Genomic DNA, 23,131 nt, shown 5'->3' on the forward strand with positions numbered 1-23,131 from the left:
TCCATACAGATGAAATAGATCGCTGATAAAACCTTATTTTTATAAATAACTAACCATTTTTATAAAACTATGAAACGACTATCTTACCTCCCTTTTCTTGCCCTGCTTGCCATCACTGGCTCCTGCAATCAGGCTCAAAATAAAACCACATCGGGCAGCGAAGACTTCTCTTCTGCCAACCCGTTTTATGAGGCTAGTAAGCTTCCTTTTCAGGCACCAGAATTCGATAAAATTAAAGACAGCGACTTCCAACCTGCGATTGAAGCAGGGATGAAGCAGCAGATGGAAGAAATACAAAAGATCGTTGACAATCAAGCAGCAGCAACCTTCGACAATACCATTCTAGCTATAGAGAATAGCGGACAATTACTAGGCCGTGTCAATCGGGTTTTCAATTTACTGACCGCTGCAAATACCAATCCTGAATTACAAAAAATACAGAAAGAAGAAGCGCCAAAATTAACCGCAAACAATGATGCGATCTACCTAAACACAAAGCTATTTAAGCGTGTAGAAGCTGTTTATCAGCAACGTGAGCAGCTAAAACTAGATCCTGAATCTAAAAAACTACTGGACTATTACTATCAACGCTTTGAACTATCAGGGGCAAAACTTTCTGAGGCCGACAAAGAAAAACTAAAAATATTAAATAAGGAAGAATCAACATTAAGCACTAGTTTTGGCACTAAACTGTTGGCTGCAGGTAAAGGATTGGCCAATACAACCCAGCAACCTCCCCTTTCGGGTATGGCAGATCGTACTGCCCGTGAAAAACTATTCCAAGCTTCCTGGACCCGCGCCGAAAAAGGTGATGAGAATGATACGCGAAAAGTAATATCCAGAATTGCTCAAATTCGCGCTTTACAAGCTCAGCTCCTAGGTTTCAAAAATTATGCAAGTTGGAAACTTCAGGATCAGATGGCAAAAACACCAGAGGCGGTAGCCAGCTTCTTTAGCAAACTTGTTCCAGCCTCGACTGCAAAAGCCCGAGCAGAAGCAAAAGACATACAGGCCGTTATTGACCAACAAAAAGGGGGCTTTAAATTAGCACCATGGGACTGGAACTTCTATGCCGAACAAGTACGTAAAGCCAAATACGACCTGGATGAAAATGAAATCAAACCTTACTTTGAGCTGGATACGGTGCTAGAAAAAGGAGTATTCTATGCGGCTAACCAATTGTATGGCATCACATTTAAGGAACGTAAGGACCTTCCTGTTTATCAAAAGGATGTTCGCGTATTTGATGTGATGGACAAAGATGGGAGTCAGCTAGGTCTGTTTTACACCGATTATTACAAACGCGACAATAAAAATGGTGGCGCATGGATGGACAATATTGTGCCACAATCTAAAAAACTAGGTACCATACCTGTCATTTACAATGTATGCAATTTCGCAAAACCAAAAACTGGGGAACCTGCACTCATCAGCTTTGATGATGTGATCACCATGTTCCATGAATTTGGACATGGTTTACATGGTCTTTTTGCTGATCAACAATATGTAAGCCTTTCAGGCACCAATGTCGCCCGTGATTATGTAGAGTTTCCCTCACAATTCAATGAGCATTGGGCTACAGATCCTAAAATCCTGAAACATTATGCGCTACATTATAAAACCGGTCAGCCTATGCCACAACAATTGCTGGATAAGATTAAAAAGGCAAGTACCTTTAATCAAGGTTATGAATTTACTGAAGCCCTGTCTGCTGCAGAACTTGATTTACAATGGCACACTTTAGCCCCAGGCCTACCTTTACAGGATGTAGATCAATTTGAAACCAATGCATTAAAGAAAACAAAACTAGACCTTTATGAGGTTCCACCGCGTTACCGCTCCAGTTATTTCCTACACATTTGGAGCAATGGTTATGCCGCCGGATATTATGCATATACCTGGACTTCCATGTTGGAAAACGATGCTTATTCCTGGTTTGAACAAAACGGCGGGTTAACCAGAGCCAATGGACAACGCTTCCGCGATATGATTCTATCGAGAGGAAACACGGAAGACCTGGGCAAAATGTTCTATAACTTCCGTGGTCATCAACCGGATATCAAACCAATGTTGGCAAAAAGAGGTTTGCTGTAATACTTAAATTATACTAAAATCCTCAGGAAGGAGCGCTGCTCCTTCCTGATATTCTCCCATTTAAACAAAATCTTATGAAAAAAAACGGAGCTGCTGTAACTGCACAAATGTTGATTAGAAAACCTGCCGCCACCGTTTTCCAGGCATTTATTGATCCCGAAATCACAAAAAATTTTTGGTTTACAAAAGGTAGTGGCCACCTGGAGGCCGGGAAAAGCGTAACCTGGGAATGGGAAATGTACCAGGTATCCAGTAAGGTACAGGTCATAGAGATTATCCCTAATGAGAAAATCGCCATAGAATGGGATCAATACGCTACTCCCGTAGACTTCCTCTTTGAAGCCACTGGTCCGGTAACCACCTATGTGACGATCAAACAATATGATTTTCAAACTACTGGTGAGGAGTTACTGGTAGAAATTAATAATGCAAGTGGTGGTTTCACAACCGTCTTAGATGGGCTAAAAGCCTATCTGGAACATGGCATTAACTTAAACCTAATCGCTGATAAGTTCGCCAGGAAATAACACCATCTAAATCAATCTTTTTGTTTTTCTTATCATAGGTCAAGATAGCTGTGGCGATTAATCCTTCTCTTTGTATCAAATATTTAAAACTCATCAATAAAAAAAACAATGAAAAGATTAATCTTAGCTGTTGTAGTCTTAGGTACTACCCTTTTTTCTTTCAAATCTAATGCACAAACCACTTGGGAAGCTGATGCCTCTCACTCTAAAATAGGTTTTGAAATCACTCACATGATGATTTCTGATGTAGAAGGATCTTTCAAAAACTTCCAATCTACAATCGTTTCTTCGAAACCAGATTTCTCTGATGCAGTAATTACTTTGACTGCAGATCTAAACTCGGTAAACACTGACAATGATCAAAGAGATGGTCACTTAAAAGGCGAAGACTTTTTTGATGTGGCTAAATTCCCTACATTAACTTTCAAAAGCACTTCAGTGAAAAAAGTTGGTGGTAACAAATACAAAGTTACTGGAAACCTTACTTTCCATGGTGTAACTAAACCAGTTACTTTAGATGCTGTTTTAAGAGGTGTAACTACTAATCCAATGTCTAAAAAACCTACTGCTGGTTTCAAAGTTACAGGAACAATCAAAAGAGCTGACTTTAAATTTGGTAGCAAATATGGTTCAGCAATGTTAGGTGAAGAAGTTACTTTGACTGCAAACACTGAATTCGTACAGAAATAATTTTAAAACTCGGTTGGGAATCAATTTTCCCAACCGGTTTTTATAAAAAACGCTCAAAAAATGATTATCTTGTTTATTGTCAACAGGCAATTAAACATCAGATAATGAAAGCACTACCTCAACGCTACATTCCAAAAAGCACAAGAAAAAAACATCTTTCCCTTGCTATTGAATTCCTAACCAGGACCAATCTGGTATGAAAAAGATAGTGGAAAAACATCCTTTCGCCATCAGGTGGTTCCATTGGGTAAATTTCCCCATTTTAACCATCATGATTTGGAGTGGATTGCTCATTTACTGGGCAAATGATCTTTACCATATTTCTGTAGGCTCAGTTACCCTCTTTCATTTTTTTCCGGAATGGTTTTATCAATCGCTCAACCTGGAGCAACGCCTTGCAGAGGGTATGGCCTTTCACTTTGTATTTATGTGGGTCTTTTTTATCAATGGATTCCTTTATGTGCTTTACACTTGGATTTCCGGCGAATGGAGATACCTGATCCCCAACAAACATTCCTTTAAAGAGGCCTGGCTGGTTTTACTCCATGACCTTCATCTCAGCAAAACTATTCCTCCCCAAATGAAATACAATGGGGCTCAGAAAATCGCCTATTCTGCAATTATCATTATGGGATTGGGCTCTGTACTCACAGGCCTGGCGATTTATAAACCTATACAATTTCAGACTTTATGTAATTTATTAGGAGGTTACCAATCGGCAAGGCTAATTCACTTCATGCTGACTATTGGCTACTGTTTATTTTTCCTGATCCATATTGCCCAGGTGATTCGTGCAGGATGGAGAAATTTCCGCAGCATGGTAACCGGTTTTGACATCTTAACCTCTAAAAAGAAATGATATGGGAAATACAAAGAAGCAAAACTTGTCTCCTATTGACAGGAAAATCAGGTGGAGAAACTGGCTATCCCTTACTGGGTTTACCTTATTTATTTTTGCAGCCATATTTTTCTGGCTAAAACTAAAAAATCAACCCCTCGATAACGACATTGCAGGTGGCGTACAGATTCCATTGAGAAAGGTATTGAATGCGAATGAGAAAGTATTCAGTAAGACTTTTAGCAAGCAGAATCTGGCGAAAGCCTACCCGAAATCTGCGGCAGCTAAAGTGGTCAGGCTAAATGGAGCTTTAGGTTTAATGACTGATCTTGATGATAAGAACTGGCGGTTAAATGTAGTCAGAGCCAAAGGGGATACTTTAAAACTAACCCTTGCTGACCTACAAAAGCTTCCAAAAACACAAGTTATCTTTAATTTTAAATGTATTGAAGGTTGGAGCCAGATTTCAGATTGGGCTGGCGTCCGGTTTAGCGATTTTATCAAAGCCTATCACCTCGATAAACTGACGGATAAGAAATACATTGGCCTGGTTACCCCGGATGGAGAGTACTATGTTGGCATTGATATGGATAGTGCTATGCAGCCTCAAACCATTTTATGCTATGAGATGAATGGAAAACCTTTACCACTAAACCAAGGCTATCCCCTAAGGCTGATTATCCCCGTTAAATATGGCATTAAAAGCTTAAAAAGAATCGGAGTGCTCTCCTTTAGTGAAGAGCGACCTCCGGATTATTGGTTTGAAAGGGGCTATGATTATTACGCAGGCTTGTAATCGAGCTAAAACTTATAACTATAACCTAATCTGAATACTTGAGTTTCATAGTAATCGGTACTGATCATGTTAAAACCATTCCCTTGAACGGTTTTCTTAATTTTCAGCGTATTTAAAAGGTCTGAACCATTTAAAAATAACTCTCCTTTTCCTTTTTGCAATTGCTTTTTCAATCCCATATCTAAAGAAAATCGTGAGGCAATTCTTCCTTGGGGAATCAGGTCTGGAGCCAAATAAACACCCGTTAGTTGGAACTCTGCAAATTTTGGAAATTTAAAGAGCCCGTTTAGTTTTACATTCCCGGAAATCAATTCATCTTTTTGCGCGGTATAAATCACCGGAACAGGGTAAAGGTTCTCCACGGTAAAGGCATCAAATTTATTCTGGTAAACATTGGCGTTCATATTTACAGTTAACCATGGACTCAGCTGCTGTTGAGCTACCATTTCAGCACCGGTATTGCTGCTATGACCCGCATTTTGAAACACATTATAAATCAGGTTGCTTCCCGGAGCTTGTGTGGCAATCCTGCTGATGGTGCCTTCTGTATTTCTATGGTAGACTGCAAAATAAAACGACCCTTTGTCCCAATTGTTCTTATACCCTAGCTCCAGGCTATTCGTAAATTGTGGACGCAATCCTGGATTCCCTACTTTGATCACCTCAGGTTCATCATACTTAGGAAAGATTCTAATGTCCACTTCATTTGGTCGATCTACCCGACGATTATAAAAGACAGACAGTTTATTTTGTGCATCCAATTTATAAGCGAAACGTAGGTTTGGGAAAGGGCGCGTATAATCATATCCACTGCTTTTATAGGTCGGGTGATTGGGGTTTACATCATAACTCACTTTCACATATTCTAACCTCAACCCTGCTTCGATTTCAATTTTTGAGCTCTCAAAAACATAATTGCCATACAAAGCTGGAATGGTTTCTTTATAATCTGCCCAACCACCTGCATTTACATCCAAGGGAGAATTTAGGCCTGGGAAAAACTGCATATTTACAGGAATGCTTCTGTTGCGAAATTTCAAGCCACCTTCTACCCTACCATGTTTGAGTGGACGCACATAATCCACCGTCAAATCGGCTACATGCTCATCGGAAAGTAACTTAAATGCATCTTCTCCAGTAAATGTAGGCATGATATTGGTAAAGAAATACTGCTCATCTTCCCGATGAAAGGTATAGTTAAAATTGGCGTTAAGCACCTGTCCGGCTTGCTTAAATTTATGCTGATAGCTGGCTGTAGCCGTAGCTGTATACTTTACTTCATCTTCCAGAAACTGCCATAAGCGTAACCTCGTCGATAGGTCTGCATTAAAATAAGGCACATCCCCCTTATCAATAATCTTTTCCCGATTAAACAACCCGGAAAATGAGAATACATTTTGCTCATCGAGATTCCAGTCGGCTCCGGTTTTTACTGTTGCATAAGAGGTATTTCTATTTCGCTTCACCTGTTGCTGAATGATTTCACCGCCATCATAGGCCCGCGTTGCAAACTCATTGCGATTCAACGTTTGGGTATAAAGCCAATCTGCTTGTATAAAGGTGTTCAACTTGTTTTTTCGGTAATTCAATGAAAGAGAAGGATTGATTTTAGGTGTCCCTTGGTATTGAGGTCGGATACCTGGCAGGCTTGCCTTTTTCTCCCAAAGCGCTCCAACCCCTGTCGTCATGCCTATTTTTCCATTCCATCCTTCTTGTTTCTGTTGCTTATAGATAATATTAATGATCCCTGCATTACCATTTGCATCAAATTTAGCCGAGGGATTATTGATAATTTCAATGCGTTCTATAGCTGATGCCGGAATGTTATCCAATCCCGCTTGCCCGCCAAAACCGGTTAATGCCGTTTGCCTTCCATCAATGAGTACCGATATTTTATCACTACCGCGTAACATCAGTTTTCCATCCGAAGTGGTGCTGATACCTGGCAAGTTTTTCATGGCCTGTAATACAGAACCGCCTGCCTGACTTAACTGATCAGCCATATTAAAGGTTTTCTTATCCATTTTAGAACCTACCGCTTCCTGTTTTCCTGAAATAACAACCTCTGCAAGGTTATTAGTCTCAGCTTGCAGCAAAATTACCCCCAGATCTAGAAATGGCGTCAACTGTCCGATCAGCACCTCCTGGCTTTTCGTTTGATGCCCCATAAATGAGCTTACTAAGAGATAACTGCCACTATTTAACGCTGATATTTGGAAAATCCCATTTTCATCGGTAACGGTTCCAGCAACAAAACTACTGTCTTTAATAGATTTAAGTCCAACATTCACAAAAGACAGTGGCAATTTGGTATGGCCATCTTTAATACGTCCAGAGAGCGTAATTTTAATGGTCTGTGCATAGCCTAAAGATGAAACAAGCATCAGTAAAAAAGTAATCAGGAATCTTTGCATAGAAAAAGGGTTAAATGGCTTTACGGTTTTTTCTTCAAAACTAGCCATGGAATCTGTGGACTTTTTGAAGTTCAACTACCAGATTTCTACAGAATTATACCTTATATTTAAATTAAAAAGCCTATGTGGTGGATATATGCTTTATTATCGGCCTTCTTCGCTTCTTTAACAGCTATTCTAGCGAAAATTGGGATTAAAGGAGTAGACTCAGACCTGGCGACAGCCATCCGTACGGTAGTCATCCTTTTGCTGGCCTGGACAATTGTCTTTTATAAACATGCAGGCGCCGGATTGAGCGGTTTATCGCGTATGAACTGGACTTTTCTGATCCTTTCAGGTATTGCCACCGGTCTTTCTTGGATCTTTTATTTTAAAGCTTTGCAAATGGGGAAGGTTTCTCAGGTAGCACCAGTGGATAAGGCCAGTGTGGCGATTACGATTTTGCTTTCCGTACTGTTTTTAGGAGAGACACTAACGATAAAAACGGCAATAGGTGCAGTATTAATTATTGGAGGAACCTTAGTATTGGTTTTATAAAAACTGTTTTCAGGAAATATACTTCTATAAAAAAACAAGCGGCCGAATAATTCCGGCCGCCCTTTATTGAGCGTATTAAATTATCTTGATTTCTCCTTTTAGAAAGAGAGGAACTAGGCTTGATTGTTAATTGATTTCGTATGTGCTTAATACGTTACTTGCTGAAACAAAATACCGCAAATTAAAGGGTACTCACAACCATTGGTTGTTTCAAAAGAGGAATTCGAAACAACTTATCCTTTTAAAAAATTGGATAAAAGCTCAAAAAAAGCATCTTACACCTCTGAACCACTAACAGTTAACATAGACTTGTAATATTCTTTAGGGCTAAGTCCTTCTTTCTTTTTAAAAGCATTAAAAAAAGTGATTCTAGAGTTGAACCCTACCATTAAGGCTAATCCTTCAATAGAATAGCGTTCAAGAATATGCTGTTCGAGTAACTCTTTCGCGTATTCTACGCGATAATTATTGATCAGCTCATTGAAATTCGTTTTAAATTTACGGTTGATCAGTACAGATAATACCTTTGGGGAAATTTCTACATTCTTTCCCAGATCAAGAATGGTAATGCCTTTTTGAAGAAAAATTCGCTCTTCATCCAAGGCAAATCTGATCTTCTCCATGAGTCTATCCATATCTTTAATTTCCAATTCTACCGGATTCAGCTCTTCCATACTGAGCTTGGGCTCTGTTGTTTCAAGAGTCGAAATCTCCCGATGAAATCCATAAACCAACTCTGGTTTAAAATTAATATAGGCATTGAGAAAAAGGATCCCTAAGAAAGCAACTACAGAACAGATAAATTTGGGCCCGGAATATTGATCCTGATTCTCCCCAAAATAAGTGAACATCATAAAGCAAAAATTGCTGATGATAATGATCCCCATCACCGCTATAGAAATAAACAACCAGTTCTTAAATTGTATTTTCTGAATGGATTTCAAAAACTGCGGTTGTAACTTGTGAATTAGATAAAAACTATAAAAAAGGTATCCCACCTGCAATACCAATCTGGAAAGATAATGGAATGAGATGGGAATAATTCCTGAACCAACGTAATTCAAGAGGTCTTTATTCTTAAATATAGCCTCAGCGATCTCCCGTTTTTCAGCAAGTGGTAAGAGATAAAATGGGATCAAATCAACCAAATGAAGTACTGCCGGAAGAAAATGCAGGTAGTCGTATTTTTCCAATCCATTCCTATTTGTCAGAGAATTTCTGATGTAAAAATAAAAGAATGGTGCATTAAGATACATTAAGGGGCTGATAGAGCGCAATAGATGTGGGTACTCGACTATAAACCCGGTATCTATCCAGAGGAAATAGACCAGTAAAGAAATGTTATAGCAAAGTAGCGCAATGCCCAACATTTTATTCTTTAGGAGTTGATTCCCGGTTTTAAAAATTAGTGCAAGGCTATTAATCGTAGATAGAGAGAGTAAAATGATGCACAACAAGTTCATGAAAAAGCAATTAATCTGTCTCGTTCAATGAGAGCCAATGCAATGTTATCAAAAAATAAATGCTTTCACAAAAATTAAACTTAGTTCCACCTTCTTAGCCTATATACGCTCTTTCTTCCCGCTGTTCAATTACATTTCAAATACCAAACAACCAACGATAAATACTAAATAAGAAAGGGATAATCGTCATGACTATCCCTTTCTTATTTAGGCATTTTTATATTTTTTCCGGGACAATTAATCTTTAAGTTTCCTCAATCTTAGCGAAAGATAAACCTGAAAAATTCCGATGACAATAAATGATGCGGCAGTATAAAAAACGATTGTCATTCCTGCAAAAATTGGATTCCAAAGCATGATAAAAGAAAAAATTAATCCTATAATGCCGATCCCTAATAAGCTACCCCAGCTTTGTACATGTTGTTTTTTTAATGCGATCGACCAGCCGATAGCCATGATCGAACGGAATAAAATAGCAAAACCGACATAAAACGGAAGCACCAATAAAGAGATTTGGGGATTTGCAACCAACATGACCCCAATTAGGAAATCTACAATACCACCTGCCAGTGACCAGCCCCAATTATCCAGGGACTTGCGATTGGAAATTGCATACACGAGTTCCATAATTCCGGTAAAAAGAAATGTTACCGCAAACAACATAGAAAGGGTAATGTAAGATGCTAAGGGGGTCATGAAGACCCATATACCTACTAAAATTAGGGCTATGCCCAATAAAGCCAGTAAATACCAATATTTAACCGTCTTTCTGATGTTTCCTAAAACTTGTGTTTCCATAGTATTGATTTTATATTAAAAATTTGATGTCTGTACTGATCGTTATTTTTATGTCGAATCCATCAAATCTATTAACCAATATATAATGGCAAGTATATGAAAGCGTCATTCCTCATAAAGACAATTATGAAGACAACAAAAAATCTTCAAAAAGGTTTATTCTTTACAGGAATTTGTCTGATCAAATTCACCAGACACGGCAGCAACCCCATTATTTAACACTGGTACAGTGCAGGTTACCTGTATTTTATGAGCGCTATTTATTGCAGAAACAGGAATATCACCAAGCAGAGAATCCAAAAAATCACCTACATTAGTGGTCAAATCGTTCTTATATTTTTCATTTCGGAACATCTTTAACATTTAAAAAACCTCCTTTCCTTTTAGTAAAACCATAAATTATATCCTCACAGTTAGTCCATAGCAACAGGTATGCCACAAGCAACAAAAACACTGTAATACAAATTCTTAGGTGTCAATTTTTCATTTTTATGACAAAATTTCGCTTCATTAATAAACTCCATATTTTCATCATGAAAATTCATGATTTTCATTTTCTTTTAAAAAGAAGGGGAATAAAAATACAGAAGGCAAGGATCAAACTGAGTAGTAATCCGGCGACAGCCATTACTGGGACGCCATGGAATTTTGGCGGCCGATCTGCAGAAATCAGAATTGCTGAGCCGATCAATAAGCCCGACAAGAGTAGCGCCATCACCAATCTATTCATCAGGCTAACCATCATTTTTCTGGTAGTATCCAATTGTGGCACTTCCTGAATCACCTTTAACTCGCCATTATTTAGTTTGCTCAAAACCGACTGAAATTCTTCCGGCATGGTTTTCAATGCTTCCGTAAGCGTTCTCAGCAGGTTTAACGCATTCTTTTTCATTTCATCCGGACTGAGTTTCCGCAACGCAATCTTTAAAATGTAGGGCCTTAAGCTTTCTACAATATTCAAATCAGGAACCAGCGCTCTTCCGATCCCTTCAATGAGTACAATTCCACGAACCAAAAGGTAAAGATGATCGGGCATCAAGATTTCATTTTGATTCAAAATAGCGGAGAACTTCGTAAGTACCTCTTTGATATCCATTTCTTGAAGCGATGCGCCTTCCAGTAAATTAAAGAAACCATGGATGTCACGTTCCAGTCGATTTTCATCACTTACATTAAAACGGATAGCCATTCTTTTCAAGGTCATGATCAATCTTCTTGCATCCTGAGCCATAAAATGAGAAATGAAATCTTCTAACATCTCTTTTTCAATCGGCATCATACTGCCCATAGAACCGAAGTCGATAAAGGCAATTTGTCCACTTTGTAAGACGATCAGATTTCCTGGATGTGGGTCGGCATGAAAAAAACCATGCTCGAGTACCTGAATCAGGTATAAATCTAACCCATTCTCTGCAATCTGATCGGGTTTCAATTCCATCTTAATCAAAGCCCGTTTATCGGTAATTTTCGCCCCTTCTATAAACTCCATGCAAAGGATATTATCATTAGAAAGTTCGGGGAATACCTTAGCAAGGTAAATAGAGCGATGTCCTTTAAAGTTCCGGGAGAAGCGCTCAATGTTATCCAGTTCATTCACAAAAGAAAGCTCATGAAATATAGATTTTTCAAATGCTTCGAGCACTTCCACCAAATTAATCCTGCGAAATACCTCGCTATAACTGATGAGTACTTTAGCAATGTCTTTCATGATCAACATATCAGAGGTCACGATTTCGCGAATTCCTGGCCGTTTAATTTTTAGAATAACATCCGCTCCGGTAATCAGCGTAGCTTTATAAACCTGGGAAATGGAAGCCGAGGCAAAAGGTATTTCGTCAATATGTGAGAAATAAGCTTCCGTGTCTATGTTCAAATCTTTGCACAGCAGTTCTTTTACTTCAATAGGCTTTGCCTCCACATTGTCCTGTAGCTTTTGCAATTCGACAATCATTTCTTTTGGCAACAAGTCTTCTCTGATACTAAAAGCCTGTCCGAATTTCACATACGTGGGACCAAGCTCCTCCAAAGTCATACGAATTCGCTCATAAACCGTTAAGGAGGTGTATTCATTGTTATGCTCGTGATTGGTATAGTTCAACAACTCCCCAAATCCATATTTCGCCAGGATCTTGACCAGAGAAACGGTTCTTTTGAGTTTTTTCTTCTGATTTACCATCATAGAATCTTACATTTTTCGTTTAACAACAATCAAATATCTGGCCAGTATTAAAATAGTACCTGCAATTTCTTTGTGGAGCAGAAATGAGGATTTGTATTGAAGTACATAGGAAGTACCCGGGTTGTAGTCGGGAAGAGTGGCGCCTTCGGAAGGGGTATGGGAAGGGTATAGATCCACTTGCCGTACAGTTTCCGTAGGTAATTACTATCCTGACACTACGCCAACTCTAAGTCAACTCTAACTAACACCAAAGGTCTCCCCGACTGGTGTCGGTCCTATTTTAAGCCAATAGCCTGAAATCACCCACAAATCAGTTAAAAACCGGAAGATTAATCACCTAAACATTTTTCCTTATAAGAAAAGAGAAGGAGGCGATCGGATTTGATTTTAAGCCGTTATCTTTGACAAAAAATTCATAAGCTATGAAAAGCATTCTAAAAACCGTCTTCATTATCGGTCTGACCCTTTTTTCTGTAACCGTTTTCGCACAAAATAAAATGCAAAGTCTGGATGAATTAACCAATACCACTGATCCGGCATGGCCTTTAGTTCAAAAATGGTTAGATTCTGCAGAGAACAAAGTTCAGGTATTAGCATGTGATACTGCGCTGGCTAAAACGGCCTTGTACAATGCACAAGTATCGACTTTTGCAACTTTAGGAGCGGTCATCTACCATACCGGTGGAATCATGATCGACAATGGCTGGTTAAGGATTTTAGGTTCCGGAAGTGCTAGACTGAGTCGTTCCGTTCCGGAATGGAACAAAGGGAAAAGCATCAAAGAATTTGGTGACCAACCTGATTTCACGCTGGTTGCCGATGATGCTATTGGTGGTTTCTTTGCCATCAATTATGGTGCATTTGGAGCTGATCTAAAAATGGTGTACTACCTGGCACCAAACAGCCTAAAATGGGAATCTCTTGGTTTAGGCTATACTCAATTCCTTCGTTTCTGCCTTAACGGAGATCTTTCTGATTTTTACAAAGGATTAAGGTGGTCTACCTGGGATCAGTTTATTGCCAATCTGGATGGCAATAAATCTTACAGTTTCAGGCCATACTTATGGACAGAAACGGGGATGGATATTAACAAAGTTTCCCGGAAACTGGTATCTACGGACGAGCTTTATAAATTTAACCTCAGTAAACAGCAGGAAATTAACCCAAAAGGGGTAATTGAAAAACATTAAAACAATTGATCTTCATAAAATGTATAGCTATTAAGCAACACCTGTGTTAAATAAATATACATTATGAAGAAAAGATACTATTTCCAACTGCTCGTTTCCGCGCTGTTGTTGAGCTGTCAAAGTAAAACGACGGGCGACAAGGGCGATGCCATCTACTTTGGTGGCCCCATTCTAACGATGGAGGATGCGGAACCCACTGCAGAGGCCATTGTTGTTAAGGATGGTAAAATCCTGTTTACCGGAAAAAAGGCAGCGGCTGACAAATACGTAGGTGATAAAACCGAGCTTCACGATTTACAAGGAAAGACATTAATGCCGGGTTTTATTGATGCACATGGTCACCTCACTTCCAGAGCAGGTATGGAACAGGCAATCGACCTTGGTGCTGCGCCATATGGAACAGTAAATTCCATTCCAGATATGATAGCGACCATCAAAAAATACATTTCGGATCATCCGATGCCAGCAGATATGCCTTTATTGGGAAATGGTTATGACGACGCTTTGATGGTGGAGCATACCAATCCAACGTTGGCGGAAATGGATGCAATTTCAGATACACACCCTATTTTAGCCTTACATGCATCAGGCCATGTGAGCGTAGTCAATACAGCAATGCTTAAATTCCTGGACATTCCTGAAACTGTTAAAGATCCTCCTGGCGGACATTATGGCCGCGATCCAAAAACGGGAAAACTAAATGGAAAATTAGAGGAGAATGCCAACTTCATGGCTTTAAATAAATTGATGACGAAAATGCCGGTACCAAAAGTAAAACCGGGAGAAGAATCTCAAGCTATGCAAAACCTAATGAAAGCGCAAGAAGAGTGGCTGAAATACGGCCAAACTACAATTTGCGATGGCAGATCGATGGGCCCAAGTATTCCGCTTTTAAAAGAAGCCGCAGCTAAAAAGCTACTCGTTGCCGATGTGGTGTATTTCCCGGATTATGATATGTATAAAGACAAGATCGATGATTTTAAACCGGAATATATGAAGTATACCGATCGTTTAAAATTAGGTGGTTTTAAATTTTCTTTGGACGGTTCTCCACAGGGAAAAACAGCCTGGCTAACCACTCCTTACTTTGTACCTCCAGTTGGCGCCAGTAAAGACTACAAAGGATTTCCCGCATTTACTGACCAGTTTGTATACGATGGACTGAAAAAAGTATTTCAACATGGCTTTACTGCCCAACTGCATGTAAATGGTGATGCCGCAATTGACCAAGCTCTTGGTGCTTTTAAAAAATTAAAAGAAGAAGGAGTTTACAAACCTGAAATGCGGGCCACATTAATCCATGTTCAAAATAGCAGACCGGATCACATCCAGAAGATTAAAGATACCGGTGTATTGCCTTCGTATTTCTCTACCCATGTTTACATTTGGGGAGATTGGCATTATACCAGCGTTTTTGGCCCGGAAAGAAGCCAGTTCTTAAGTCCGGCTAATTCTGCCAGAAAAGCTGGAATCAGCTTTACCATACACCATGATTCTCCGGTTACCCCTCCAGATTTGCTGACTGCTGTCTATGCTGCTGTAAACAGGAAAACACAATCAGGAAGGATCTTAGGGCCAGATGAGAAAATCACGCCAATGGAGGCCTTAAAGGCCATCACAATCAACGCCGCCTATCAATATCAGGAAGAAGACCGTAAAGGATCATTAAAAGTAGGTAAACTTGCAGATTTAGTGATTCTTGATCAGAATCCTACCACTATAGATCCATTGAAAATCAAGGACATTAAGGTAAATGAAACAATTAAAGAAGGTAAATCAGTTTACAAACAAAAAATATAAAATTCCTTATTTACAAAACAGGGCCTTCTTTAAAAGAAGGCCCTGTTTTGTTTTAACTGTTTTTTTGTTTTAACTGGAGTTTCCTATTTTATTTCATAGAATGGAAACCAATCGCATTGCCCTCGCTATCCATGCAAACACCACAAAAGCCATATTCTCCAATCGACATTTTATCATTTAGCACTTTGCCACCAGCGGATACTACCCTGGAAATTTCTGTTGCACAATCTTCGCAACTAAAATAAACCAACGTACCACCAAAACCAGGTTTAAACATCGCTGATTTTACCAAGGCTCCACTGGTTCCCGGAGCAGCCATATCACCCGGAAAGGATACCATTTCATAAGAATCTTCGCAGTCTTTTTCTATATCCATGCCCGCTGGCACAGGTAAAGCCTCCATTTTTACTGCCAATACCGTTTCGTAGAATTTTTGAGCCCTTGCCATATCTTCTACATAAATTTCTGTCCATCCGAATGGATTTCTTGATGCTGCCATTGCCTTAGTTTTAAATTATGAAAACATTTTCAACTACAACAAGTTCCGCAAATTAACTCAGATATCCGAGGGCAAAACAAGACAAAAGAAAGGGGCATTTGAGTCCTTTAAAAAAGATCCAAACGCCTCAACCTACCTATGCACAAGAGACCAATTTAACACAATATGTTATTATCCAATAAATCATCCTGCGAACATTTATTATGGTAATATTGTTATTTAAAAACATAGCATAAAAACAAACCGACATTGACAGAGCTTGAGAACTACCTTCATCATTATTTCAGCATTGGGCTGCACGACTGTAAAAAACTAGCTTCGTTATTTCAGGAAGAAAAGCTAGCCAAAGGGGATTTTTTTCTAAAAAGTCAACAGCAAAGTAATAAGTTAAGCTTTATAGAACATGGACTATTAAGGTTATTTGTGGTCTTACCAGATAAAGAAGTGACACAATGGATCGCGAATAGCGGGACTTTCGTCACAGATCTTTCAGGATTTCTCTTTCGCAATCCAGCACGATGGAACATACAGGCGCTTACTGAAGTTACTTTATATACAATTAGTCATGAGCAATATCTGAAGGTCGGGGACTTGATCCCTAAATGGAATGAATTTGAGAAACTATTTATTGGTAAGTGCTTTGTTACTATTGAAAACAGAGTATTTAACCAGATTTCCTTGTCGGCAGAGGAACGCTATCAGTTGCTGTTTGAGCAGCAACGCGAATTATTTCATCAGGTCCCTTTACAATACCTGGCTTCCATGCTGGGCATGACGCCAGAAACCCTGAGCCGCATCAGAAGTAAAAAAACTTCTTGACTTTTGTCAACGCGGATTACTGTTTTCCTCCCCTATTTTTGACCTGATAAATTTAAAAGATCAGGTAATGAATAAAAAAATGAGCCTCAGTATTCAAATGGAAGAAGCAGCAATAACTGTGTTCTCCATATATTTCCTTTCACAATATTCCCTTGGACTTTCTTTATGGGTTTGGATTTTGCTGTTTTTTAGTCCAGATATTTCTATGCTAGGTTACCTCTTCAACACAAAAAGAGGCGCTGTTATTTATAACTTGTTTCACCATAGAGGTATTGCACTAATTTTAATTGGAATAGGATTTTTCAGCCAGCAGGAAATCTGGACATCAATTGGCATTCTGCTATTTGCTCATGCTTCATTTGACAGAATGCTGGGATTTGGATTAAAATATAATAACGCGTTTAAACACACACATCTGGGGACGATGTGATCGCAACATCAAGAATTATCAGAAAAGCGCAAAACATAATGCCCTTTCAGATTACCTGAAAGAGCATTATTCATCGATTGATGCGTATTTCTATTAATTTTCTGCCCTGAATGTATTAGACATTAGTTTTCTTGGACGCTTCATTTTAAAAGGCTCAACACTTGTTGCATTGCCTTGTAATTCTTGAGAATGGAAACGGTTTTCTCTAACTGTTCTCGGTTTCTCTGCTCTGTCTTCATCCGCTAGTTGAACCCTGATCTTCCTTCCTTTTATCACCATCCCATTGATAGCCGCAATAGCTCTGTCAGCATCCGCTTGATCTTCCATCTCGATAAAACCAAAGCCTTTATGTCTTCCGGTGAATTTATCAGTCAGCAAATGGATACTGTGTATTGTTCCGTGGATGCTGAAAATATCATTCAGTTCAGCTTCCTGTGTATCTAGTGAATACCCCACCACAAATAATTTAATCATGCTCTTGTTTAAAGCTGCAAATTTAACGTTTAATCTTTCAATAAAAGAACTTGTCTCCTGCTAATACAAATAGGCCGTTTAAGCTTGAATAGCCTGTCCTAAAGACATTTTTGACGCTCCATGAGTATCAAAAATTTCCAAAATCACGGCACTTATACCTACTTCTGCAAGTTTCCCCACCAATTCCATACCAATATCCTGACTACATACCACCCGCATCATCTGGTCACAATCCTCCAGATCAACAGACCATTCTGAGATATTAGAAATAGTATCCATCACTTGAGAAACCTGCTGTAAATCGAGCGGAGTCTGAATAACAGAGGATAGAATAATAATGTTTCCGGGCATAAGAACTGTAGTTTGAAATGGCAAATGTATAAATTTATTTGCAAACAAACCAATCGTTCGGTATCTTTGAAAGATGGAAAATCCATATAAAAGAAAGAAAGATCCTGAGGCCAGTAAGCAGTTGATTTTGAATACTGCTGCCGAGATTGGTGCTACTGCAGACTGGCACCAGGTAACTTTTCAGGCCATTGCAGATAAAACTGGATTAAGTAAAGGTGGCATTATCCACCATTTCCGAAATAAAGAGGAACTGTTGGAAGAATTGGTACGTCAAAGTCTGGTGGAACTGACCGATTGGATTGTTGAAGAGAAAAAGAGTTTGGGTAATGACATTGCGCCCATCGCCTTTCTACGATTTGTGATCAAAAAAAGCACGGATTTATCCTATAGGAGAACAATGAAAGTCATTTTACAAGCCGCATTGGTTAATGAGCAGTATAAAAAAATGTGGCACGAATGGTTTACTGAGCATATTGCTGGTGGATCAATAGAAAATATGGATATCAACAGCCAGATTATTATGCTGGTTGCCGATGGCTTTTGGTTTGCTGACAATCTCAATCTCTATAATATCAGCGAAAGCAACAAAGAACAGATCGTTAATAAATTACTTCAATTAAACTAATACCAATGAGCAGTTCCGACGAAACTACCGTCCACGAAGACAAGACATTTACCAACATCAACTATGCAGAAAAAAGATTGGAGAACAGGGAATTTATTAACTGTGAATTTGTAAACTGCGACTTTTCCAAGAGTGATTTAAGTCATAATGATTTTATGGACTGTCATTTTAAACAGTGTAATTTCTCCTTAACTGTAGTAACAGGCACAGGATTTAAAGATGTTACTTTTACTGGCTGTAAAATTTTGGGAATAGACTTCTCAAAATGCAACAAATTTTTATTCTCTTTTACCTTTGAACAGAGTCATTTGGATTACTCGACCTTTTATGGTACTAAGCTCAAAAAAACTAAATTTATCGATTGCTCGCTCAAAGAAACTGATTTTGAAGAAGCTGATTTAACATCCGCCACATTCCATAATTGTGACCTTTCTGGAGCAACATTTGTCCGTTCTATTTTGGAAAAAGCAGATTTTCGTACCGCAAGAAATTTCAGCCTTGATCCATCAGTCAATAAAGTAAAACAGGCGAAGTTTTCATCCTTAAATCTTTCCGGACTACTTTATCAATTCAATCTGGATATCGATTACAATGGTCATTAGGGAAGAAGAAAAATTGATTCATTAAAGTACATGGCAACCCATCTAAAAACAGATAAACCATTGTAAAATAAACACTTATTAAGTAACTTTAATCTAAAATCCTGGTATTAAAAGATAAACAATAATTTTCTTTCATGCATTTAAAGGAAATCATACCTCATGAATTTTTATCCTCCTTTGTCAGGTGTTACAGGATAATTGATTTTGAATTTCCGGATAACCAACAGATTCCCGCTAAAGTATATACACCCAGACCGGAACAATGCCTGCAATTTTTCCCTAGTCTAACAAAAATAGCCTATGAAGGCAGGGCTAATGATATTGTTCCAAAGAATGCGATCTTATTTGGGCAACACTCCATAGTTAATACACGCACAGTTTATGCAAGATTCCTTTCCTTTCAGGTTGTATTTCAACCCGGCGCGCTCTACAAACTACTTGGAATGTCTGCAGACTTAATTACCAATGAGGCAGTAGATGCTACAGATATATTCGGATTGGAAATCGAAGAGGTGAATGACCAGCTATTTCATTCAAAAAGCCATTTGGAAATGGTAACGATTGTAGAAGCCTTTATCATTAAAAAAATAAAGGTCGCAAAAAAGGAGGCGCAGCGGATAGATCATGTGGCCATACTCATGACAAGCCCTGACCTAAGTTATTCTTTAGATGGCTTTGTGAGCCAAAGCTTTCTATCCCACCGCCAGTTTAATCGAAAGTTCATAGAACGAACAGGCATAAGTCCAAAAGCATTTTTAAGAATAAAAAGATTTGACCAGGCTTACAGAATGAAAAACAACTTTCCTGAGCTAAGTTGGTTTAAGATCGCCATCAATTGCGGCTATGAAGATTACCAACATTTGAGTAAGGATTATAAAGACCTGACAGGCCTTACCCCTATTGCCTTCTTTGCTATGGAATCCCCTGAACGTTTACTGGGTTCCGAAGAAACCTATTAAATGTCTGTTTTTTACCACCTAAGCCTTTTATATCCTCATGATATTTGAAGTAAAAAATCAACAGATGAAAAGGAAGGAATTTTTAAAGGGCAGTCTTTGCAGCATTGCGTTGATGGCTGTGAGTTCTCATGCTCAAACACAGGAGTATAAAAAAGAAGCTTTTGTGATTGCCTCCGGAAAGGCTCGCTTTGGGGAGAAGTTTTTATATAAAGGGAAAAATCCCAACGACATCAAAATATCAAAAAATGATACGGAAGGAATGCTGGCTGTATTCGAGTATACCGGATATGAAAAAACAGGTCCTTCCATGCATGTCCACTTCCATCAGGATGAAATCTTTTATGTAGTAGCGGGACGATATAGGTTTTCGGTTGGAGGAAAATTAATGGAACTAAATCAAGGAGATACTATTTTTCTGCCAAGAAATATTCCGCATACCTGGATCCAGCTCACTGATATTGGCAAGCTGGTGTATTTTGTTCAACCAGCTGGTAAAGCAGAGGAATTCTTTAGAACCATGAGTACGCTCGATCATAAGCCAAGTCAAGCTGAAATTGATCAAATTCATGAAGCATGTGGGATGAAGGTGATCGGCCCTGGTCTCACTATTTAAAGCAATAAGAGCAAAAAAAAGCGCCCTGATTTCCATCAGGGCGCTCCTATAATTAAATTTATTTGAGCTTACAAAGAAGCTAAAATAGTGTTCAATGTTTCACTTGGGCGCATTGCTTTGTTTGCCAATTCATCATTTGGATGGTAATAACCTCCAATATTTTGTGGCTTACCTTGTGCAGCGATTAGTTCCGCAGAAATTTTAGCTTCATTTTCAGTCAACGCTTTAGCTAATGGCGCAAACTTAGCTTGTAAATCAGCATCTTTAGTCTGTTTTGCTAACTCTTGAGCCCAATATAAAGCCAGATAGAAATGAGAACCACGGTTATCAATTTGTCCAACTTTACGAGCTGGAGATTTATCATTAGCCAGGAAAGTTTCAGTTGCTGCATCCAAGGTTTCCGCCAAAACTAATGCTTTTGCATTGTTTTGTGTTTGACCTAAATGCTCTAAAGAAGCACCTAGCGCCAAAAACTCTCCTAATGAGTCCCAACGCAAATAACCTTCTTCAATAAATTGCTCGATATGTTTTGGGGCCGAACCACCAGCACCGGTTTCGAACAATCCACCACCATTCATTAAAGGAACAATAGACAACATTTTAGCAGAAGTTCCTAACTCTAAAATTGGGAATAAATCTGTCAGGTAATCACGTAATACGTTACCAGTTACTGAAATCGTATCTAAACCTTTTCTGATTCTTTCTAAAGTAACTTTAGTCGCTTCAATAGGTGCAAGAATTTGAATATCTAAGCCCGTTGTATCATAATCAGCTAAATATTTTTTAACTTTTGCAATGATCTCTCTATCATGTGCTCTGTTTTCATCTAACCAGAAGATTGCTGGTGTAGCTGATAAACGAGCTCTATTAACTGCTAATTTAACCCAATCCTGAATTGGCGCATCTTTAGTTTGGCACATGCGGAAGATATCACCCTTCTCTACTTTTTGATCGAAGAAGACATTTCCTTCAGCATCTGTTACGCGGATTGTTCCGTTTGCTTTTGCCTGGAAAGTTTTATCGTGTGAACCATATTCTTCTGCTTTTTGAGCCATTAAACCTACGTTAGGTACAGAACCCATTGTAGCTACATCAAAAGCACCGTTTGCCTTACAATCTTCAATTGTTGCTGTGTAAACACCTGCATAACAACGATCAGGAATTAAAGCGGTTGTATCTTGAGACTTGCCTTCTTTATTCCACATCTGGCCGGAAGTACGAATCATAGCAGGCATAGAAGCATCTACAATCACATCACTTGGCACATGAAGGTTAGTAATTCCTTTATCAGAATTTACCATTGCCAATGCGGGACCATTCTCCATGGCTTTAGCCAAATCAGCTTCAACCTCTGCTTGTTTAGGATGCCCTGCAATTTTTGCATAAACATCACCTAAACCGTTGCTTGTATCGATATTTAGTTCTTTAAATAGATCTGCATATTTAGTAAACACATCAGCGAAGTAAACCTCTACAATGGCACCAAAAATAAGTGGATCAGAAACTTTCATCATCGTTGCCTTTAGGTGGGCAGACAGTAAAGTTCCAGCAGCTTTTGTTGCTGCAATTTCTTTGGCTACAAATGCTTTCAAAGCAGATAAGCTTAAAGCTGAACTGTCAATTACTTCACCTGCTTTTAATGGAGCTAAACCTTTTAATTCAATTACGCCACCATCTTCCCCAACAAATTCAATTTTAAACTGACTCGCATCAGCAATAGTTAAAGATTTCTCTGAACCATAAAAATCACCTTCGCTCATGCTTGCTACACGAGTTTTAGAATCAGCAGACCATGCACCCATCGAGTGAGGATTTACTTTTGCATAATTTTTAACCGCTTTAGGAGCTCTACGATCAGAATTACCTTCACGTAAAACCGGGTTCACTGCCGAACCTAATACTTTCCCGTATTTAGCTTTTATCGCTTTTTCTTCTTCAGTTTGCGCGTTATCCGGATAATTTGGCAAAGCATAACCTTGTGCCTGCAATTCAGTAATGGCTCCTACCAATTGAGGAATAGAAGCGGAAATATTTGGTAATTTGATAATGTTAGCTTCTGGCGTAGTTGCTAATGCACCAAGCTCAGCTAAAGCATCACCTACTTTTTGATCATCTTTTAAAAACTCAGGAAAGTTTGCTAAAATTCTACCTGCTAAAGAAATATCTCTTGTTTCTACATCAATACCTGCTGATGCGGTAAAAGCTTGTACGATTGGTAAAAGTGAATAGGTTGCCAACATTGGCGCCTCATCGGTTTTGGTGTAGATAATTTTTGATGTATTCGACATATTGATTTTTGCTTTATAAGATTAACTAATTGGTAGATTTTAACTGTAAACCTATCCATTTTTTAAAATCGCCTAAATATAAAATAATCGATCGACTAAAGGAACATGGAAATGTATTTTATGGATACTTTAAACGTATATAAAC

At 38.7% G+C, this 23,131-nt stretch carries 23 protein-coding genes; 14 read left to right on the forward strand and 9 right to left on the reverse strand.

What is annotated here, in order from left to right:
- The first annotated feature begins 69 nt into the window (after window positions 1–69).
- The 5 genes from GM920_RS10115 to GM920_RS10135 all read left to right on the forward strand — a co-directional run bounded on the left by GM920_RS10115 (window position 70) and on the right by GM920_RS10135 (window position 4,945).
- Entirely contained in the window at window positions 70–2,094 is a 2,025-nt protein-coding gene (locus GM920_RS10115) for a M3 family metallopeptidase (protein ID WP_182956554.1), read from the forward strand.
- A 74-nt stretch (window positions 2,095–2,168) separates the two neighbouring features.
- Window positions 2,169–2,621 (forward strand): SRPBCC family protein, encoded by a 453-nt coding sequence (locus GM920_RS10120; RefSeq protein WP_202986079.1) that lies wholly within the window; start codon window positions 2,169–2,171, stop codon window positions 2,619–2,621.
- A gap of 108 nt (window positions 2,622–2,729) precedes the next feature.
- Window positions 2,730–3,311 (forward strand): YceI family protein, encoded by a 582-nt coding sequence (locus GM920_RS10125; RefSeq protein WP_182956556.1) that lies wholly within the window; start codon window positions 2,730–2,732, stop codon window positions 3,309–3,311.
- 196 nt (window positions 3,312–3,507) lie between these two features.
- Entirely contained in the window at window positions 3,508–4,170 is a 663-nt protein-coding gene (locus GM920_RS10130; protein WP_182956559.1) for a cytochrome b/b6 domain-containing protein, read from the forward strand.
- Window position 4,171: 1 nt separating this feature from the next.
- Complete coding sequence (locus GM920_RS10135; RefSeq protein WP_182956561.1) at window positions 4,172–4,945, forward strand: molybdopterin-dependent oxidoreductase; 774 nt, start codon at window positions 4,172–4,174, stop codon at window positions 4,943–4,945.
- A gap of 5 nt (window positions 4,946–4,950) precedes the next feature.
- Here GM920_RS10135 and GM920_RS10140 read toward each other — a convergent pair whose 3' ends face one another.
- Entirely contained in the window at window positions 4,951–7,359 is a 2,409-nt protein-coding gene (locus GM920_RS10140; RefSeq protein ID WP_182956564.1) for a TonB-dependent receptor domain-containing protein, read from the reverse strand.
- Between the two features lie 123 nt (window positions 7,360–7,482).
- Here GM920_RS10140 and GM920_RS10145 point away from each other — a divergent pair, with 123 nt between their 5' ends.
- A complete protein-coding gene (locus tag GM920_RS10145) occupies window positions 7,483–7,896 on the forward strand; it encodes an EamA family transporter (RefSeq protein WP_182956567.1) in 414 nt (137 codons plus the stop codon).
- Between the two features lie 275 nt (window positions 7,897–8,171).
- On the opposite strand, the gene GM920_RS10150 is transcribed toward GM920_RS10145, so the two are convergent.
- The 4 genes from GM920_RS10150 to GM920_RS10165 all read right to left on the reverse strand — a co-directional run bounded on the left by GM920_RS10150 (window position 8,172) and on the right by GM920_RS10165 (window position 12,336).
- The gene (locus GM920_RS10150; RefSeq protein ID WP_182956569.1) at window positions 8,172–9,359 is read right to left on the reverse strand and encodes a helix-turn-helix domain-containing protein; all 1,188 of its coding nucleotides are present in this window, start codon (window positions 9,357–9,359) and stop codon (window positions 8,172–8,174) included.
- Window positions 9,360–9,596: 237 nt separating this feature from the next.
- The gene (locus tag GM920_RS10155; RefSeq protein WP_182956572.1) at window positions 9,597–10,157 is read right to left on the reverse strand and encodes an HdeD family acid-resistance protein; all 561 of its coding nucleotides are present in this window, start codon (window positions 10,155–10,157) and stop codon (window positions 9,597–9,599) included.
- 156 nt (window positions 10,158–10,313) lie between these two features.
- Window positions 10,314–10,511: a hypothetical protein gene (locus GM920_RS10160; RefSeq protein ID WP_182956575.1), complete on the reverse strand. Its 198-nt coding sequence runs from the start codon at window positions 10,509–10,511 to the stop codon at window positions 10,314–10,316.
- Window positions 10,512–10,707: 196 nt separating this feature from the next.
- Entirely contained in the window at window positions 10,708–12,336 is a 1,629-nt protein-coding gene (locus GM920_RS10165) for an ABC1 kinase family protein (RefSeq protein WP_182956577.1), read from the reverse strand.
- Between the two features lie 422 nt (window positions 12,337–12,758).
- On the opposite strand from GM920_RS10165, the gene GM920_RS10170 reads away from it, so the two are divergent.
- Together GM920_RS10170 and GM920_RS10175 are read left to right on the forward strand one after the other, a co-directional pair.
- On the forward strand, window positions 12,759–13,526 hold the full coding sequence (locus GM920_RS10170; protein WP_182956580.1) for a DUF2625 domain-containing protein: 768 nt from the start codon (window positions 12,759–12,761) through the stop codon (window positions 13,524–13,526).
- A gap of 63 nt (window positions 13,527–13,589) precedes the next feature.
- Window positions 13,590–15,326: an amidohydrolase gene (locus GM920_RS10175; RefSeq protein ID WP_182956583.1), complete on the forward strand. Its 1,737-nt coding sequence runs from the start codon at window positions 13,590–13,592 to the stop codon at window positions 15,324–15,326.
- 88 nt (window positions 15,327–15,414) lie between these two features.
- On the opposite strand, the gene GM920_RS10180 is transcribed toward GM920_RS10175, so the two are convergent.
- Entirely contained in the window at window positions 15,415–15,825 is a 411-nt protein-coding gene (locus GM920_RS10180; protein ID WP_182956586.1) for a VOC family protein, read from the reverse strand.
- A 249-nt stretch (window positions 15,826–16,074) separates the two neighbouring features.
- Here GM920_RS10180 and GM920_RS10185 point away from each other — a divergent pair, with 249 nt between their 5' ends.
- Entirely contained in the window at window positions 16,075–16,644 is a 570-nt protein-coding gene (locus GM920_RS10185) for a Crp/Fnr family transcriptional regulator (RefSeq protein WP_182956588.1), read from the forward strand.
- A 67-nt stretch (window positions 16,645–16,711) separates the two neighbouring features.
- Window positions 16,712–17,074, forward strand: a complete 363-nt coding sequence (locus tag GM920_RS10190) for a DUF4260 domain-containing protein (protein ID WP_202986080.1) — start codon at window positions 16,712–16,714, stop codon at window positions 17,072–17,074.
- A 93-nt stretch (window positions 17,075–17,167) separates the two neighbouring features.
- Here the strand turns inward: GM920_RS10190 and GM920_RS10195 are convergent, their stop codons facing one another.
- Window positions 17,168–17,548, reverse strand: coding sequence for an RNA recognition motif domain-containing protein (locus tag GM920_RS10195; RefSeq protein ID WP_182956591.1), 381 nt, complete (start codon window positions 17,546–17,548; stop codon window positions 17,168–17,170).
- A 78-nt stretch (window positions 17,549–17,626) separates the two neighbouring features.
- A complete protein-coding gene (locus tag GM920_RS10200) occupies window positions 17,627–17,899 on the reverse strand; it encodes a hypothetical protein (protein WP_182956593.1) in 273 nt (90 codons plus the stop codon).
- Window positions 17,900–17,972: 73 nt separating this feature from the next.
- Between GM920_RS10200 and GM920_RS10205 the strand changes: the two genes are divergently transcribed.
- The 4 genes from GM920_RS10205 (at window position 17,973) to GM920_RS10220 (ending at window position 20,698) form a co-directional block, all read left to right on the forward strand.
- The gene (locus GM920_RS10205; RefSeq protein WP_182956595.1) at window positions 17,973–18,524 is read left to right on the forward strand and encodes a TetR/AcrR family transcriptional regulator; all 552 of its coding nucleotides are present in this window, start codon (window positions 17,973–17,975) and stop codon (window positions 18,522–18,524) included.
- A 5-nt stretch (window positions 18,525–18,529) separates the two neighbouring features.
- Entirely contained in the window at window positions 18,530–19,126 is a 597-nt protein-coding gene (locus GM920_RS10210; RefSeq protein ID WP_182956598.1) for a pentapeptide repeat-containing protein, read from the forward strand.
- A 134-nt stretch (window positions 19,127–19,260) separates the two neighbouring features.
- Entirely contained in the window at window positions 19,261–20,085 is an 825-nt protein-coding gene (locus GM920_RS10215; RefSeq protein WP_182956601.1) for a helix-turn-helix domain-containing protein, read from the forward strand.
- A gap of 64 nt (window positions 20,086–20,149) precedes the next feature.
- Window positions 20,150–20,698: a cupin domain-containing protein gene (locus tag GM920_RS10220; protein ID WP_182956604.1), complete on the forward strand. Its 549-nt coding sequence runs from the start codon at window positions 20,150–20,152 to the stop codon at window positions 20,696–20,698.
- Between the two features lie 68 nt (window positions 20,699–20,766).
- Here the strand turns inward: GM920_RS10220 and GM920_RS10225 are convergent, their stop codons facing one another.
- On the reverse strand, window positions 20,767–22,986 hold the full coding sequence (locus tag GM920_RS10225) for an NADP-dependent isocitrate dehydrogenase (protein ID WP_182956607.1): 2,220 nt from the start codon (window positions 22,984–22,986) through the stop codon (window positions 20,767–20,769).
- Between the last annotated feature and the right edge of the window lie 145 nt (window positions 22,987–23,131).

This window comes from Pedobacter gandavensis (assembly GCF_014172405.1).
Lineage (GTDB): Bacteria > Bacteroidota > Bacteroidia > Sphingobacteriales > Sphingobacteriaceae > Pedobacter > Pedobacter gandavensis.